Origin of the sequence: Streptomyces cyaneofuscatus, from assembly GCF_042718795.1 — a bacterium.
Lineage (GTDB): Bacteria > Actinomycetota > Actinomycetes > Streptomycetales > Streptomycetaceae > Streptomyces > Streptomyces cyaneofuscatus_A.
Genome location: NZ_JBHXOX010000012.1, coordinates 149730 through 165603 on the forward strand (window position 1 = coordinate 149730; position 15874 = coordinate 165603).

Genomic DNA, 15874 nt, shown 5'->3' on the forward strand with positions numbered 1-15874 from the left:
AACCACTCCTCAGCGTGGGTTGCAGTGTTCTCGGCAGAAGGCCATGTGCACGGGTCCCATGTTGGGTTTGAGGATATCGCTGAGCAGCGTGGGCTTGCTCACCGTGATCGACCCCGACATCATCCTCAGGTCGGTCCCCGGGAACACGGTGTAGTTCGGGATGTCCTTGCCGGGTCCGAAGACCTCCGTGGGCTTCACTTTCTTGCCCTGCTCGACGGCAAGCCCGACGGGCTGTCCGAGCATCTTCCCGTCCTCGACATAGAGGTAGCCCCAGGTGCCGCTAGGCATCTGAGTGTCCCCGGTGCCTCGGATGTATGCCCCGTGGCCCGCGATGACGGCTTGGCCGTCCGGCCGCCCGCCAGGGATGCGAACGCGGGCCGGGCCGACGCCCTTACCGTGAGAGGGAATGCTGTGTCCGCGCAACTCGGGTGCCACGGCTGCTCGCCGCCACCCGGTCAGTCCGCCGAGTCCGGTGACCGCGAGCTGTTGGGTGAGTTCGTCGGCTGCTTCGGCGTAGAGGTCGGCGAGTGCGTCGCAGCCTTGTTGGCGGAGCATGTACTCGGCGCGGTAGAGGCGGTAGGCGGGGCGGACGGGGAGGTACTTGTCGAGGAAGGCGCCGGCGCCGCCGTTCTCGCCGGTGAAGGCGTCCTGCGCGTCACCGAGGAACACGAACGGTGACTTGACGACGTCGACGAAGGCGTTCCCGAAGATGCCCAGCACGTCGCCGATGCCGTCGACACTGTCATTCGGGTCTTCGGGAGTCCGGCCGCTGGGGTCGGTGAGCAGGGTGGGCTTGTTGTCGGCGTAGGCGTACGGGGACACGTAGGGGGTTGAGGTGCTGCGGGTTGCCGGGTCGGTGCTGTTGAAGCGGCCGGTGGCGGGGTTGTACTGGCGGGCGTGGAGGTCGATGTTGCCGGTGGTGGTCTCGTAGCGGGCGCCGGTGTAGGTGGGGGTGCTTGAGGGTGCGCCTGCGGTGACGGTGCCCAGGACGCGGGTGCCGTAGGGGTCGTAGGCCCAGCGCTGGTGGAGGGTGCCGGTGCTGCTGGTGACGGCGAGCGGGGAGCCCTGGGTGTCGTGGTGGTAGTAGAAGACCGCGCCCGTGCCGGTTTTGGTGGCGGCGGGCTGGCCGAGGGGGTCGTAGCGGTAGGACTGCTTGACGGTCCAGGCGCTGTCGTACTCGGTGGCGAGGATCGGCAGGGGTGCGTTGGGGTCCCACTGGGTGCGGCTGGTGACCGCGCCGTCCTTGAGCGTGGCGACCTGGTTGCCGCTGGCGTCGTGGTCGTAGGCGTAGTTGGCGCCTGCGACGGTGGCGGAGGAGATCTGTCCGGCCAGGTCGTAGGTGAAGGTGTCGGCGCCGGCCTTCGTCTGGTTGCCTTCCGCGTCGTACTCGTATGCGGTGGTGGCGGCCCCGGTGGTGGTGGAGGTGAGCTGGTCGGCGTCGTCGTAGGCGTAGCTGGTGGACGTGGCGCCGAGGGCGGAGGTCAAGCGGTTGCCGACCTTGTCGTATGTGTAGGACGTGGCGCGTGTCGCGGCGCAGCCGGTTACCCAGGGCTGGGGGTAGCAGCCGGAGGTGATACGGCCCGCCGTGTCGTAGGTCTGGTCGTAACCGCCGGTGCCGACTCCAGCCCGGGTGACGTCGACGCGGGTGGGCAGGCCGGCCGCCGACAGCGTCAGGGCGGTCTTGGTGACCGTCGTGCCCGCCTTGGCGGACGTGACGGCGGTCACGCGGCCCGCCCGGTCGTAGGTGCGCTCCTCGGTCTCCGTGTTGGGCAGCGCCGTCTTCGTGAGGTTGCCCGCCGGGTCCGAGGTGTAGGTGGTGGTGGTGCCGTCGGCCGTCATCGTGGCGGTGCGGCCGTCGTTGTCGTAGGTGTAGCCGATGGTGTTGCCGTCGGCGTACTTACGGGTGAGCATCTGCCCGGCGGCGTCGTAGGTGTACGCGAAGCCGCGGGTCTTGGTGAGGTCGCCGACCGAGTTGTAGACGAAGTCCTCGGAGATCCTCGCGTTGGCACGGGCCGTCATCTGCCCGGCGTCGTCGTAGCCGAAGGTGACGTCCGGCGTGGAGTCCGAGTAGTCGATCTTGGTGACCAGGCCGCGGACGTCGTACGTCCGGGTGGTGGTGCCGCGGGGCGTCGTCACCTTGACCGGATTGCTGTCCGCGTCGTACGCGTACGACGTCACCCGGTCCAGCGGGTCGGTGACCGATGTCAGGCGGTGCGCGGCGTCGTAAGCGTAGGTGGTGACGTGGTTGTTGGCGTCGGTGCGACCCGTCATGTTGCCGACCGCGTCGTAGCCGTAGGTGGTGGCTGCCCCGCCGGGGGCTGTGACGGTGGTCAGCTGGTCGAGCTTGTTGTAGCTGTAGGTGGTGGCGCGCTGGTCGGCGTCCGTGCTCCGGGTGACGTTCCCGACCGCGTCGTACTCGGTTCTGGTCACGTTGCCGAGCGGGTCGGTGACGGCGGTCGGATTGCCGGCCGGATCGTAGTCGTAGGTGGTGGTGTACTGGGCGGGTGAGGCACCGGTGACGTTGCCTCGCGGGTCGACGGCGGTGGCTTGGCGGCCGTCGTCGTCGTAGGTCCAGCTCTCCTTGTTGCCCAGGGGGGAGGTGCTGCTGAGCAGGTTCCCGTCGGCGTCGTAGGTGTAGGTGGTGGTCTTGCTCAGCTGGTTGGTGCTGCTGGTGAGCCGGTTGTTTTTGTCGTAGACGGACAGGGTCGTCTTGCCTGCGGCGTCGGTGACCTTGGTGACGTTGTCGTTGGCGTCGTACGTGTAGCCGGTGGTGTGGCCCAGCTGGTCGGTGTTCACCAGGGGCCGGTTGATCGCGTCGTAGGTCGTGGTGCTGAACGCGCCGGTGGGTCCGGTGACCTTGGTGCTGTTGCCTGCGGCGTCGTAGGCATAGCTCGTGGTGTAGGCGGCCGGGTCGGCGCCCGCGACGTTGCCGCGCGGGGAGACGCTGGTGAGCAGGCGACCCACCTTGTCGTAGGTGTAGGTGGTCTTGTTGCCGGCTGCGTCCGTCTCGGAGGCGAGGTGTCCGGCGGCGCTGTAGGTGCGGGTGACGAACTTGCCTACCGGGTCCGTCGTTCGGGTCAGGTGCCCGGCGTCGTCGTAGGCGAGTGCAGTGGTCTCGCCGTCGGGGTTCTTCGCGGTGAGGAGCTGTTCCGCGCCGTTGTAGGTGTAGGTCGTGGTGCGGCCCAGAGGGTCGGTGGCCGAGCTGAGCAGCCCTCGCCCGTCGTAGGCGTACATCGTTGTGTAGGCGGCGGGGTCGGCGCCGGTGACGTTGCCACGGGGGTCCGTCTTGGACAGGATCCGCCCGGCCGCGTCGTAGGTGAACGTCGCCTTCTCACCCAGGGGTGTGGTCACCGACGTGCGGTTCCCGGCTGTGTCGTAGCCGTAGGTGGTGACCTTGCCGCGTGGTGTCTTCACCGTCTGGATGGCGCCGAGTGTCGTGTATGTGTAGGCGGTGGTGCCGACGAGCGGGTCGGTGGTGGTCGTCAGCTGGTTGGACGTGTTGTACGCGTACGTGGTCTTGTTGCCGCGGCCGTCGGTGTGGCTGGTGATGTTGCCCGACGTGTCGTAGGTCCAGATTTCTTTGTAGCCGAGGCTCGCCGGTGAACTGCGCGTGAGCATGCGGCCGGCGCTGTCGTACGTCATCGACGTGGTGTTGCCACGCTGGTCGGTGATGGACACGGGCCGCAGATTGCGGTCGTAGTCGTAGGTGATGCTCTTGCCGTACGGGTCGATGGTCGACATGAGGACGTTGCCGGAGTACAGGTCGGTCCACACACCGCCGTCGGGCGCCGTGGTGTGCGACTCGCGACGGCCGTCCCAGGCGAACGTGGTCGTCTTGCCGTTCTGGTCGGTCTGGGAAGTGATCCGGCCTGCGGTGTCGTAGGTGTTGCTGACCTTGCCGCCTGCGGGGTCGGTGTAGGACGAGAGCCGCTTGTTCGCGTCGTACGTGTAGGAAGAGGTTTTCCCCGCCGGGTCGGTCACCGAGGTCAGCAGACCACCGGTGTAGCCGTAGGACACCGACGTCGTGTCCGGCAGGGCCACCTTGGTCAGCAGCCCGTCGGCACCGGCCGTGAACGTCGTTGTGCGTCCGGCGGCGTCCTTGACAGAGGCGAGCTTGCCGGACGTGTACGTCAGGCTCAGCCCCTTCCCGGTCTTGTCCACGACGGAGGCGAGCTGACCACCGCTGGTGAAGGTCCGCCTGGTGTGGTCGGGCGTGGTCAGGATGTAGTCACTGGTGCCCTTGACCAGCTTGGCCGCCGACCCGGCCGCGGCTCTGTACGTCCCGTCGCTGTTCTGCGCGAACACGAACGACGCCCCGTCGTCCGCCCGGTAGGTGACCTTCCCCGTCGCGACCGTGAGCTTCGAGTCGAACGGTGATGCCCACCCGCGGCCGAGCAGGCCCGCCGTGGTCGAGTCGGAACGGTAGGTGCGTTCCAGGGCCAGTGGCACACCGGGGCCGACCAGCGACGCGTCGGTGAGCTGTTCGAAGAACATGCCGGTCGCCGTGTTGACCGGGTCAGCACGGTGAGCCTGCGCGTAGCAGGTGCAGATGCCTGCCTGAGCCCCGGGAATGTCAGGCGTGTAGAAGGCTTCCACCAGGGGAGAGGTGGTTCCGCCCGGACTCGAAGACCCGTCCGTGCCGGTGAGGAAGATCCAGGCGTAGTACTTCTTGCCGTCCTCGAGATGCCCCCCGAGTATGCTGCCGCTCCACCAGAAGCACTGGTCGGCGGGGTGTGCGTTGCCTGGCCACCATCCGTAGCACCAAGCGCCGTTGTCGAGGTAGCGGCCCGAGGGGTCTCCGGTGGAGCGCTTGATCTCCTGTTGGAGGACGAAGTTCCCCGCCTCGTCGCGGACGTAGAGCCACATCCCGGACACCTGGGATGCCGCCGTGCCCGTCGGCAGCTGCAACTGCCCGCCGATCGACAGCATCGCCGGGTAAGCAGTGGCGTACGCGCTGACCCAAGACGGATTCCCTGTTGCCTGCGCGCCGAAGGGCGATGCCAACTTGCCGGCGGCCGGGCCCCGGTCGGCGGGCTCGGTGGGACGGGGGTGCGGTGTGCCGGCCGGCTTTACTGCGCGCGGAGCGATGTAGTTGTGCATGGGCGACAGCTCGCCCCGGTCGCGCCTCATCTGCTGGCGTCTCTCGGCCAGCGTCATGGCCTTGGGCGGCTTCGGAAGGTCCGACGCTGTTCTCGCGGAGGCCGTCTCCATGGCAGTCGATGGCGGTATGGAGGTCTGTCGGTCTCCGGGGGAGGCCCAGGAGGGGATGGCCCCTGGAACGGCCAGGAGCGCCACGGCCAGGAGTGTGGTGAGGAGTCTTCGCGCTTGTGTGCGCACTGTGCATCACCCGTGAGTAGATCGTGAACAGAGTCGGGATGATGCTTGATCCGAAAGTGGATCGAACTAACGCACGGTGCTGAATGGGGCTCAATCCCGACGTGTCACACCGAGTGGCGCCCAGAGTCTCCCCTGGTCGGATGGTTGACCAGCCGTCCCTTGGTGAGCGATTGGCGTGAACACGCCTTTCCGTCCTGGAAGCGGTGGTTGAACACCCGGAGAGCAGTCGGCCAAGCCTGGGTTTCCTATCTGGGACCGGCGTGGTTGTGGCGACTGGTGGGGGGAATCAAGGTGCGCCTCGTGCGCGGGACCTCACTTGCCATCGACGTGCGGGAGTAGAGCTTCTGGTGGCGCTGTGGCTTCGTGGACCATGATCGGCCGAGTGCCGGCAACTGTCGTCGGTGCCGCCTTCGACCGGGGCGTTGGCGCCTGCCTCGCGAGCCGGCGTGAGGCAGGCGGCGCAGGGCCGGGCGCGCCGAGCTGTCGACGTCGACGGCAAGGTGCTGCAGGGGTCGGCCCATCTGGCCGCAACCTACAGGCGCCCTCACTCCGCGGTCATCCGCCATGGCCCCGTAACTCTCACCCCGTGGGGTGGCCGGGTCGGTTATGGAGATCCGGTACAGCGCGAGGCTGTTGGCGTCCATGCCCGAGGAGTTCCTTGGCGCGGGAGCCGAATGTTGTCGACCGGCGGGCATGACCCACGATGTCGGTCGGACAGATGGTGCGGGGCATAGCGGGTGAGTTGGGGTCCGCAGCTGGCGGGCGTGGACCCGATGGGTGACGTTGGTCCGGCGGCCTGTGCACCGGCTGCCAGCAGTGACGCTCGTTTGACGCTCCAGGCGGCCCCACGCAGGCCGTCGAGCCGAGAGAGGGTATCTGGCCTGGGCTTTTCCGTCACATGCTCAGGCCGACATCTTTTCGATGACGCACCATGTGGAGTGCGCGGCGATTCTGGAGCCGGTCGGGAAGGGTGCCTGACCTGCAGTTTTGTCGGCCCAGGGGTTCCTCGCGGGACGGCCGGGCTGCCTTGAGGGTGAGGCGGACCCGGGTGTTCCGGGCGAGTCGGCGGTGGACGGCCTGTTCGTTGGCGGTCACCACCTGCTGGGTGGCCCACTGGGCGCTCTCCCGGTCGGGGTAGGAGGCGGAACGGGTCAGCCCGGGGGTCCCTCTCACATCTCCGGGACAGGACCTGCGCGCGTACAGACTCACTAGTCCGCGAAGCTCCAGACCAGGCCCACCTCGGTGTCCGAGACGATGACGAGGCCACAGTCTTCCATGCACACACTCAGCGGGCTGTACCCGAGGCTTTTCAGCGTGAAGTCGATGATGCCGGGCGGGCTGCCCTGTTTGTTCATATTCGTGTAGTACCTGGCCCCGTCCCCGTACCGAGCGAGGATCGTGCGCGCCATGGCCCGCAGCTCGTCCGGGGATTCGGCGAAGTACTGGAGGTTGGCAAGGGTGCATCCGGTCTCCGTGAGGGCCAGGAGCAGGTTCTCGGCGCTGCCCCGGTCGATCTCCTTGAGGCGCGGTGCGATGTACTCCGGGGGGTGGTCGGCGAACGGGTACTTGGGGTCGCCCGCACGCTCCGGGCTCTGCGCCGCGTCATCGACGCCGGCCCAGCCTCTGGGGTCCGGAACCCGGGCCATCACGGTGAGGACGTCGAGCGCCCAGGCCTCGTGGTGGCGGGGTCCTGTGGCGACGTATGCGTACGCGTCCCTGTACAGGTGGCGTACTGCGGCGTCCCAGGACGACTGATCGACGGGCGACATGCGGTGCGGCCTTTCTCGGCGGTCGATCAGGGCTTGTAGGGAATTGAGGTCACGACCGTGAAAAAGACGAAGAGCTGCCGGGAAGCGGCTTGCCGTGGGGCCAGGCCGCTCTGTTTCTCGGTGTCCTCAGCGGAGGTGCCGACTGGTCGTCCCGCCTGATGGCCCGCTTCAAGGGGTCCCTGGCCGACGCGGACGGGCGGTACTGGACGGTGCTCGCCGTCATCGGGGCGCGTGGTGCGGTCCTCGTCGGCCTGGTGGCGCTGCTGGGCTACTCCCTCGCCCTGCCCGTTCACCTGCTCCCCGTCGTGGCGGCGCCCTCTCACCCCGTCAGCCGCACCGGCAACGTCCGCACGCTGTTCCCCACGAACGAGGCGTGGCGTGGCAGTTCCGGCTCCGGGACCGCGAGGTCCAAGGCCGGGAAGCGGGTGAAGAGCTGTTCCAGGGCCGTGGTGCTCTCCAGGCGGGCCAGGGGCGCGCCCATGCAGTAGTGCGCGCCGTGCCCCAGGGAGAGGTGGCGGGATGTGCCGGGGCGGGTGATGTCGAAGCGTGCCGCGTCCGGGCCGTGGGCCCGGGTGTCGCGGCCGGCCGCCGAGTAGCCCGCCAGGACCGGGGTGCCCTGGGGGATCACGGTGCCGTCCAGGGTCAGATCGCGGGTCGGGTAGCGGAAGGGGAAGTAGCTGACCGGGCTGTCCCAGCGCAGGGTCTCCTCCACCACGTCCGCCCAGCTCGCCCCGCCGGTCAGGACCAGGTCGAGCTGGTCCCGATGGGTGCACAGGGCGCGTACGGCGTTCGTGATCAGGTTCAGCGTCGTCTCGTGCCCCGCGATGATGGTCAGCATCAGCGTGCCGATCAGCTCGTGCGGGCTGAACCGGTCGCCGTCCTCCTCACGGGCCGCGATCATCGCGCTGGTGAGGTCGTCGCCCGGGTCGGCCGCGCGGGCGGCCGCGACCGCGCTCAGGACCTCCACCATCTCCCGGTTGGCCGCCATCGCCTCGGCCGGCCCGATGTCCGTGGCCACGATCTGGTTGGAGAGATGGTGCAGCCGGTCGTGGTGGGCCTCGTCCACGCCCAGCAGTTCGCAGATGACGCCCATCGGCAGCGGCAGCGCGAAGTGGGTGCGCAGATCGACGACGCCGTCCTCGGTGGCGGCCGACTCCAGGCCGCTCAGCAGGCGGGTTGTCAGTTCCGCTACATAAGGGCGGAGTTCCTCGACCCGGCGGGCCGTGAACGCCTTGCTCATCAGCGACCGCAGCCGCCGGTGGTCGGCGCCGTCCGCGGTCGTCATCCCCTGCACCGTGGCGAACGTCTTCAGCGGCCAGCCGTCGGCGATCTCCCCGGCCTGGAGCGCCGCGAAGTGCTGTGCGTTCTTGGCGACGTCGGGGTGCGCGAGGAATTCCCTCAGCGCGTCGTGGCCCAGCACGGCCATCCCCCGCACCTCGCCGGGGAGGACCACCGGGGTGACCGACCCCTGGGCCAGCAGCCGGGCGTTGGCCGCGTGCGGGCAACCGCCCGCCGGGTCCAGGCGGTGCGGGCGGTCGGCTGCGGGGTTCAGCGGTGATGTGTTCAACAGGGCTCCAGGTCTTGGAGGGGGGAGGGGGGAGAGAGACAAGCCGGGGAAGGGCGGGCTCCGAACGGGTCAGTGCGGCCGGGCCGGTGGTTCCACCGTGTTCCGGTGCGGCCACGTCGGGGCGGGGGCCTCGGCCGCCTGGGAGGGCACCGAGCCTTGTGGTAACTGCGGTGAGGCGAAGCGTACGGGGAGTGTGCCCAGTCCCTTGCTCCAAGGCGAGTCGATCCGCTTCAACTCGCTCTCCGGGACCGACAGTTCCAGGTCCGGCAGGCGGTGCCGGATCGTGTCGACCGCGGTCCGGGTGATCAGTCGGGCCGGGTCCTGGGCGGGGCAGGTGTGCGGGCCCGCGCCCAATGCCAGATGGGAGCGGTTGCCTACCACAGGGGTGCCGTCGGCCGGCAGGATCTCCGGATCCGCGTTGGCCGCCGCCAGGCCCAGGATCAGCATGTCGCCCGCCCGGATGTCCTGGCCGCCGAACCTCATGTCGCGGGTGGCGTAGCGGGCCGGGAAGTTCTGGGTGGGTGGGAAGCGCCACAGGACCAGGTCGAGTGCGTCGTCCACGCTGAGGTGGCCGCCGCTCAGCGAGGAGCGCAGCGCGGGGTTGCAGAGCAGGATGCGCAGCGCGGTGGCGATCCAGTTCACCGTGGTCTGGTTGCCTGCGACGAACATGACCACCAGGTTGTGCAGCACCTCCTCGTCGGTGAGCCGCGCCGGATGGTGCAGCAGTGCCGAGACGATGTCCTCGCCCCTCACCCGCCGCCTCTCCTCGATCAGTGACAGGAGGATGGCGCCCATCCTGCGGCTGGCGTCCGCCGCCCCGCTGGTGGCGGACACCATGCCTCCCACCGCCTCCACCAGCTCCCGGCCGGTCCGGTCGTCCACCCCGAGCAGCCCGGCGATCACCCGCATCGGCAGCATGCGCGCGTAGGCGGCGACGAGGTCGGCCTCGCCGTGTGCCGCGAATCCGGCGATCAGCGCCTCAGCGGTGGTTCGTACGCTGCGGCGCAGCTCGTGCCCGTTGATCCCGGCCAGCGCGTCGGAGACGGCGACGCGCATCCTGCGGTGCTGTTGCCCGTCCGCGAAGAGCAGCGCGGGGCGCCAGCCGACCATCGGCAGGATCGGCGAGTCGGGCGGCACCCGCCCTTCGCGCAGCAGGCTCCACCGGCGCGGGTCGTGCGAGAGATCCTGTTCCTCGCGGGTGAGCCGGAGCAGTTCGCGATGGCCGAGGACCAGCCAGGCGTCGATGCCGGGGGCGACGGACACCGGTGCCACCGGGCCGTGTGTGCGGCGCAGTTCCTCGTACAGCGCGGGCATCGTGTTGCCGTCGAGGTCGGGTCCGTACAGTGCGGCCCCCCTGACGGGGGCGCCGGTCACGGGGCGGCCGACGGCCGGCCCCGCCGTGGGGTGAGGCGTGCTCATGAGGGCTCCGTGGCGACGTCGATGAGGTGACGGACCAGGGCGATCAGCGCCCGGATCGAGCAGGCCCGGTCCCGTGCGTCGCAGGTCACCAGCGGGGCGTCCGGCACGGCCAGGGCTGGCATCTCAGGGGACCGAACGCCCTGCGCATGATCGGCACGTCCCATGAGGTGGACGCCCGTCTGCTCAGGGCCGAACGCGACTGCGAGCTCCAGGAGAGCATCGTCCAGGAGGGCCGCCCCGAACTGCCCGACAACCGGCCGGCTCCGCTCACCGTCACCCAGCTCGACGACCTTCTCGGCGAACGGTCCAACCAGACCAGGGTCGTCCTCGGCACCACCGCGACCGGGGTCAGGGACGTCGGCGACACCCTTCGCGCGATCGCCGGACGTATCGTCGACTGGACGCTGCCGCCCATCGGCAAGCCCGGCGTGTACAAGCAGCAACTCGTGGGCGGACTCCCGCGTCAACGGCGGGTCGTCATCAGCGACTTCGCCCGCTACCCGGACGCCAGGCCGGAGGCGCCCCGGCAGGCCGTCGACTGGGCCGAGACCCTCCTGCCCACCACCCCGGGGGTGACCCGTGCGGTCGTCATCGTCACCGATCCCACCCAGCTGGGCCTCTGGCGCCGCCTGCTGACGGGTTCCGAGCCCACCTCCGCCGCCCCCGTCGTGCTCCGCCGGCACGACCGCCGCACCCTGCGCGGCTGGGCCCAGCGGGTCGAGAGGTTCCACACGGAGGACCGCCTCGACCGGCTCCACGAGCTGACCGGCGGATGGCCGCTCCTGGTCGACCGGGCGCACCGCCTCCACGGCGAACTGGGCGACGCCGCACTGGCGTTGGATCGCCTGGCGGGACTGCGCACGGACCGGGCCGAGGCCCGCGCCTTCGTCGAGGCGACCGGCGTGTATGCGGACCCGCTGCTCGCGACCGGTTACCGGGCCCTTGCCGAGGAGTTCAAGGAGGATCCGTTCGACCTGGAGAGCGCGGTGACCGCTGTGGCCGTGCGCAACGAGGACGAGGAGGAAGCCCGCTGGATCGTCACCTGCCTGGAGGCCCTCCAGGTGTTCGACCGGGAGGAGACCCCGTTGCTGCGCCTGGAACCGCTGCTCCGGGAGTGTGTGGCACTCCAGAGCTGACAGGAGAGCGGACGGGGCGGCGGCGAGGGAGGGGGACGTAGTAAGGATGCGCAGGTTTCCGCCGTAAATGCCCCGGTTCACCACGGGGGAGAAGGCCGATCTGAACGGGGCCGTGCTGAAGGCCTTCGGTGTGGCGGGCGAACACCTGGAGACGACGCTCGGGCTCGGCGGCGTACGCGAGCGGCTGCGTGCGGTGGGCCGGGTGGCGGACTTCTCGCCCGGGTGGCCCGTCTGGACAGGACAGGGTTGCCTCCGCCTCCATCCGCGTGGGGTGGGTCAGCCGAGGACGAGGGGCAGGGTGGCCAGGCCGCGGGTGAGGCGGGTCCGGCGCCAGGTGAGGGTGTCCGCCGGGATGGCCAGGCGGGTTTTCGGGAAGCGGGTCACCAGGGTGCGCAGCGCGGTTTCCGCCTCGGCCCGGGCCAGGGGGGCGCCCGGGCAGCGGTGGATGCCGTGGCCGAAGGAGAGGTGGCCGGTGGCGTCGCGGTCGAGGTCCAGGTGGTCCGGGTGGGGGAAGTGCGCCGGGTCGCGGTTGGCGGCGCCGGGGGCGATGAGAACCGGGAAGCCCGCCGGGATGCCGGTCCCGCCGATGCTCAGGTCCTCCGTGCTGTGGCGGAAGGTGGCGACGCTCACCGGGGAGTCGTAGCGGAGCAGTTCGTCCAGGGCGCCGGGGACCAGGTCCGGGTCCCGGCGCAGCCGGTCGAACGCCTCCGGGTGCCGCAGCAGGGCCAGGACGGCGTTGCCGATGAAGTGGGTGGTGGTCTCGTGCCCGGCGACGACGAGGAGTGCGGCCAGCGAGACGGTCTCGTCCCGGTCGAGGCCGCCCTCCTCGCAGTCGCGTACGAGGGATACGAGGGAGGGGAGAGCGGCGTCGTCGGGGGTGGCGCGGGCTGTGTCGACGAGGTCGGTGAGGTAGTCGCCGATGCGGTGCGACGCGGCGTCGACGATGGTGGTGTCCGTCGCGTCGAAGAGGTCGTGGGACCAGGTGGCCAGCTCGGCGCGGTCGGATTCCGGGACACCCAGCAGTTCGCAGATCATCGTGATGGGGAGGGGGAGCGCGAGTTCCGCCACCAGGTCGACCTCCATGCCCGGCCGCCAGGCCGCCGTGAGGCCGTCGACCACCCGGGTGATGGACGGGCGCAGTGCCCGGACGCGTCCGGTGGTGAACAGGGGCGTCGCCACCCGTCGGTGGCGGGTGTGGGTGGGCGGGTCGCTCGCCAGCATGGTGCGGGAGACCGCCGGGTGCAGGTCGCGGTTCGAGGGGCGGTCGGCGAAGAAGCGGGCCGTGTCCTTGGACAGGCGGGGGTCGGTGAACGCCTCGCGGGCCTCGGGGTGGCCGGTGATGAGGTACGCGTGGTGGCCGCCGGAGCCGGTGGGGATCCGCTGGACCGGGCAGCGCTCGCGCAGCCTGTCGTAGGTGGGGTAGGGGTCGGTGAAGAAGCGCGGGTCGCGCAGGGGGTCCTGCCGCGGGCGCGGGGCGGTCATGAGGCCGCTCCCGCGTTCTTGGGTGCTGGGTGGGTCGGTGGGGTTGTTGCCGCGCTCCCGGGTGTCGGGTGGCTCGGCGAGGTCGCTTTCGCGTTTTCGGGTGTCGGGTGGGTCGGCGAGGCGCCGGTCCTTCCGGGCCGAGCGGCGGCTTCCGCGGTCCTGGGCGTCGGGTCGTTCGGCGAGGCCTCTTCCGCGGTCTCCGGTGCCGGGTGCCGCGTGTAGGCCGCCGCCACGAGCAGCAGCCACGCGGTCTCCGCCGGGAGGTCGCCCTTGCGGGAGCGGGTGCCGGCGGCGGGCGGGGCCTCGTCGCCTTCGCGGGGGAGCCCGGTGCGCTTCGCGGCGACGGCCGCGGCGATGACCGCCGCCTCCACCTCGGCCTCGCCCTGGGGGGTTTTGGCCGTTCCCCGGCGGGCGGCCTCGGCCGCCGCGGCGTCCCGTACCGCTGTCCGGCGGTACGGGCGCAGGGCCAGCACGCAGTCGTTGATCTCGATGACCCGGCGGTGGAGGTGGAAGTCGACGTCATGGGCGTCGACTTCGGGGGTGCCCGGGTCGAGCACGACCTCGGGGACCGCCGAGGTGACCTCCCGCCACAGGGGTTCCAGGGCGGTGAACGAGTTCCGTTCCCAGCGGCGGCGGCGCAGTCGGCTGAGCGGCCACAGCAGGGCGGGAAGGGTGAGTCCGACGGTGATGAGGAGTACGGCGACGGCGGGCGCGGTCACGCTGAACGCGCAGCGGAAGGGGGTCAACGGGCTGGAGCACCGGGCATGGTCGGGAACGAGCCCCAGACCGAGGCCGATCGAGATCAGGGCGAAGAGCTTGTACGCGGCGTAGAGGAGGGCGAAGCCGCAGCCGACGGAGGTCGTGCGCAGGCCCCAGCGCTGACTGCGCCGGGTCGAGCGCTTGGAGTGGGCCCAGGTCTGCAGCAGGAAGTCCTTGGCCGTGAGCCCCAGGTAGGAGATGTAGATGAGCACGTAACACGCGTACAACACCGGGTTACGGCCGGTGAGTTGTTCGGCCACGAAGAAGGCGGTCATGCCGGTGACGGAGACCGCGAGCGCGATGACGCGCAGTCGGATCTGCCGGTCGGCCCGCTCCCGGTCCAGATTGAGCTGGAAGAGGAAGGCGAGGACCGCGGTGGCCGCCGTCAGCGTGAAGGTGTTGCTGAGGAGCCGGGCGACGTGGGGGACCACCGATTCGACCGCGCGTTCCACGGCGGGGGCGTAGGAGGCGAAGGCTAGGGCGAACGAGGTCAGCAGCGCCGCCATCGCCCAGGTGCCCGTGGGGCGGTGTCCGCCCCGTCCCCGTACCCAGTACGCGGCGAAGCACAGCAGCACGACGGCCGTGCCCGTGAACAGGACATTGATCATTTCCGGTGGCGTTTCTTCCTGTGTGGCTCGGCGAACAGCGCGTCCCAGCTCTCGGCGCCCCTGGCGGGCCGGCTCGGCGGGCCTTCGCGCCCCCGGTACATGAGCTGCCGGATCACGCTGGCCATCACCTCGGCCTCGCGTTCGTCCTCGCTCGTGTAGCTGGTCCGGCCGGACATGCGCTGGACGAGGGTGGGGTCGAACCCGATCGCGCGCAGCGTGTCCTGGTCCAGTTCCAGGCTGCCGGGATGGTCGCAGACGATGTGGCTGATCTCGTGGGCGAGGATGTGGTTCTGGTGGAGGGGGGAGGTGGCCTCCTCGTAGAACAACAGGTCGGCGTCCGGGGTCTCCAGACGGATGCCGCACGGGGCGTCCAGGGCGCCCAGCGTGCTCAGGGGGCGCAGGATGATGGGGCGTCCGCGTTGTTCGGCCACGGCGTCGCGGAGGTCGCGGGTGCTGAAGCGGTGCGGGAGCGCAAGCGCCTCGACGCGTGCCTCACACGCGGCGCGAAGCTGCTCGAAGTCCATGTCCTCACTCCGGTGACGCCGGTCGGGGGTGACCGGCGGGGGTGGCCGGCGGGGCGGATCTCTCCTGGGTAGCTCTGTGTGAGCGCACCAATGCTGACATGTTCGCGACGCCGCTCCGAGGGTGGGGTGCCGCTGCGACACGGTGTCCGGGGCAGAATGCCGGGCTTGTCCTGGGAAACGCCCGATGCCCCCCGGCGATGAGCGGCCACAGGGGGGTTCGTCGGTTAGGCACCGGGCGGGGATCGTGCGATCGCCGTCCGGTGCGCGGTTCAGTCGTCCAGGTTCAGGTCCTGCGGGCTGTCGTCGGTGGTGAGTCCTTCGAGCCTCCGGGCCTGTTCGATCACGGTGGACAGCATCTTCAGGCTGTCCACACTCAGCCCGTTGGCGCGCAGGGCCACCTTGCGGACGTCCTGGTCCCGCATCGCGGCGAGGAGGCCGATCTCCGCCTTCGTGCGTTCGGCCGCCTCGCTGTCGACGAAGTAGCCCGCCGGTACGCCGAAGAAGTCGGCCAGGGCCTTGATCGTGTGCCGCGTCGGGTTCCGCTTGGCGCCGGTGCGCAGTTGCTGGATGGCGCTCGCCGTGACCCCGCGCCCCTCCCCGGTCGCGGCCCGACGGATCCCCTCCGCGACCTCCGCGTAGGTGTAGGGCCCCCGGGAAGGGGGGTGCACCTCGCGGAAGAGGTGGTCCAGGAGCTGGGCGAAGGTGGGTGACCGGTCATCCTCCACGTACACGACCTCCTTGGCGTGATGCCGGGCCTTGGCCCACCACAGTGTGTCTCGAAGCCCTTCGGGCCGACCCCGGCGACACTTTGGTTGACGCCGGGCCGTCACTCTGGTGTACGTTACCAATGCTTCGTCGCCACTGAAGTGTCGAGGGGGCGGGTGGCCGCAGGGCCGCCGCCGGGCCGGGGTCGAGCTTCACGGGGGTGAGCTCGGCCGACGGCCCGCCCCCGGCGGCGTCCGCCATGCGGCCGGGCGGCGGGGGGGAGAGAGAGACGGGGCCGGCTCGCGGTGACGCCGACTGCCCCGTGTTGACTTCCGCCGGCAGCCCGTCCAGGGCGGCCAGGGCCTTGACCCGCGTACGCGACAGCTCGGGATCGGCTGCAGCGTGCCTGTTCCGCGGCCGCGAGGTCAGGGAGTTCGTAGGGGGATGGTCAGGGGGGCGACAGGGGCGTGCCGAGTTGAGACCGATGGTCAGCACCGTGCGTCGGCCCCGGCGTCCCCGTCCGATCCGGGAGCGGTCGAGGAACGCCGGAAGCCCCATCGACCGAGAG

At 70.3% G+C, this 15874-nt stretch carries 10 protein-coding genes and 1 pseudogene; 1 reads left to right on the forward strand and 10 read right to left on the reverse strand.

What is annotated here, in order from left to right:
- Positions 1–9: 9 nt before the first annotated feature.
- From ACFWRT_RS16215 to ACFWRT_RS16235, 6 genes and pseudogenes are all read right to left on the reverse strand, one after another.
- Positions 10–5157: a DUF6531 domain-containing protein gene (locus tag ACFWRT_RS16215; protein ID WP_380949920.1), complete on the reverse strand. Its 5148-nt coding sequence runs from the start codon at positions 5155–5157 to the stop codon at positions 10–12.
- 1170 nt (positions 5158–6327) lie between these two features.
- Positions 6328–6492 (reverse strand): annotated as a pseudogene (locus ACFWRT_RS37645) (RNase A-like domain-containing protein); the annotation flags it as partial.
- A gap of 53 nt (positions 6493–6545) precedes the next feature.
- A complete protein-coding gene (locus ACFWRT_RS16220) occupies positions 6546–7106 on the reverse strand; it encodes a hypothetical protein (RefSeq protein ID WP_380949819.1) in 561 nt (186 codons plus the stop codon).
- 319 nt (positions 7107–7425) lie between these two features.
- On the reverse strand, positions 7426–8628 hold the full coding sequence (locus ACFWRT_RS16225) for a cytochrome P450 family protein (RefSeq protein ID WP_380949919.1): 1203 nt from the start codon (positions 8626–8628) through the stop codon (positions 7426–7428).
- 114 nt (positions 8629–8742) lie between these two features.
- Complete coding sequence (locus ACFWRT_RS16230; protein ID WP_380949818.1) at positions 8743–10092, reverse strand: cytochrome P450; 1350 nt, start codon at positions 10090–10092, stop codon at positions 8743–8745.
- Positions 10089–10214: a hypothetical protein gene (locus ACFWRT_RS16235; RefSeq protein WP_380949817.1), complete on the reverse strand. Its 126-nt coding sequence runs from the start codon at positions 10212–10214 to the stop codon at positions 10089–10091. Before ACFWRT_RS16235 ends, ACFWRT_RS16230 begins: the two co-directional genes overlap by 4 nt.
- Positions 10215–10238: 24 nt before the next feature.
- On the opposite strand from ACFWRT_RS16235, the gene ACFWRT_RS16240 reads away from it, so the two are divergent.
- The gene (locus ACFWRT_RS16240) at positions 10239–11228 is read left to right on the forward strand and encodes a hypothetical protein (protein ID WP_380949816.1); all 990 of its coding nucleotides are present in this window, start codon (positions 10239–10241) and stop codon (positions 11226–11228) included.
- Between the two features lie 276 nt (positions 11229–11504).
- Here the strand turns inward: ACFWRT_RS16240 and ACFWRT_RS16245 are convergent, their stop codons facing one another.
- The 4 genes from ACFWRT_RS16245 to ACFWRT_RS16260 all read right to left on the reverse strand — a co-directional run bounded on the left by ACFWRT_RS16245 (position 11505) and on the right by ACFWRT_RS16260 (position 15326).
- Positions 11505–12710 (reverse strand): cytochrome P450 family protein, encoded by a 1206-nt coding sequence (locus ACFWRT_RS16245; RefSeq protein WP_380949815.1) that lies wholly within the window; start codon positions 12708–12710, stop codon positions 11505–11507.
- Complete coding sequence (locus ACFWRT_RS16250; RefSeq protein WP_380949814.1) at positions 12707–14077, reverse strand: MAB_1171c family putative transporter; 1371 nt, start codon at positions 14075–14077, stop codon at positions 12707–12709. Before ACFWRT_RS16250 ends, ACFWRT_RS16245 begins: the two co-directional genes overlap by 4 nt.
- Positions 14074–14601, reverse strand: coding sequence for a M48 family metalloprotease (locus ACFWRT_RS16255; protein WP_380949813.1), 528 nt, complete (start codon positions 14599–14601; stop codon positions 14074–14076). Before ACFWRT_RS16255 ends, ACFWRT_RS16250 begins: the two co-directional genes overlap by 4 nt.
- Before the next feature lie 269 nt (positions 14602–14870).
- A complete protein-coding gene (locus ACFWRT_RS16260) occupies positions 14871–15326 on the reverse strand; it encodes a helix-turn-helix domain-containing protein (protein WP_380949812.1) in 456 nt (151 codons plus the stop codon).
- Between the last annotated feature and the right edge of the window lie 548 nt (positions 15327–15874).

Bases quoted from the DNA above. Each gene is read 5' to 3' on its own strand.
- ACFWRT_RS16235 (WP_380949817.1), bottom strand. From the start codon at position 10,214: ATGCCAGCCCTGGCCGTGCCGGACGCCCCGCTGGTGACCTGCGACGCA.
- ACFWRT_RS16240 (WP_380949816.1), top strand. From the start codon at position 10,239: ATGATCGGCACGTCCCATGAGGTGGACGCCCGTCTGCTCAGGGCCGAA.
- ACFWRT_RS16215 (WP_380949920.1), bottom strand. From the start codon at position 5,157: ATGACGCTGGCCGAGAGACGCCAGCAGATGAGGCGCGACCGGGGCGAG.
- ACFWRT_RS16230 (WP_380949818.1), bottom strand. From the start codon at position 10,092: ATGAGCACGCCTCACCCCACGGCGGGGCCGGCCGTCGGCCGCCCCGTG.
- ACFWRT_RS16220 (WP_380949819.1), bottom strand. From the start codon at position 7,106: ATGTCGCCCGTCGATCAGTCGTCCTGGGACGCCGCAGTACGCCACCTG.
- ACFWRT_RS16250 (WP_380949814.1), bottom strand. From the start codon at position 14,077: ATGATCAATGTCCTGTTCACGGGCACGGCCGTCGTGCTGCTGTGCTTC.
- ACFWRT_RS16255 (WP_380949813.1), bottom strand. From the start codon at position 14,601: ATGGACTTCGAGCAGCTTCGCGCCGCGTGTGAGGCACGCGTCGAGGCG.
- ACFWRT_RS16245 (WP_380949815.1), bottom strand. From the start codon at position 12,710: ATGACCGCCCCGCGCCCGCGGCAGGACCCCCTGCGCGACCCGCGCTTC.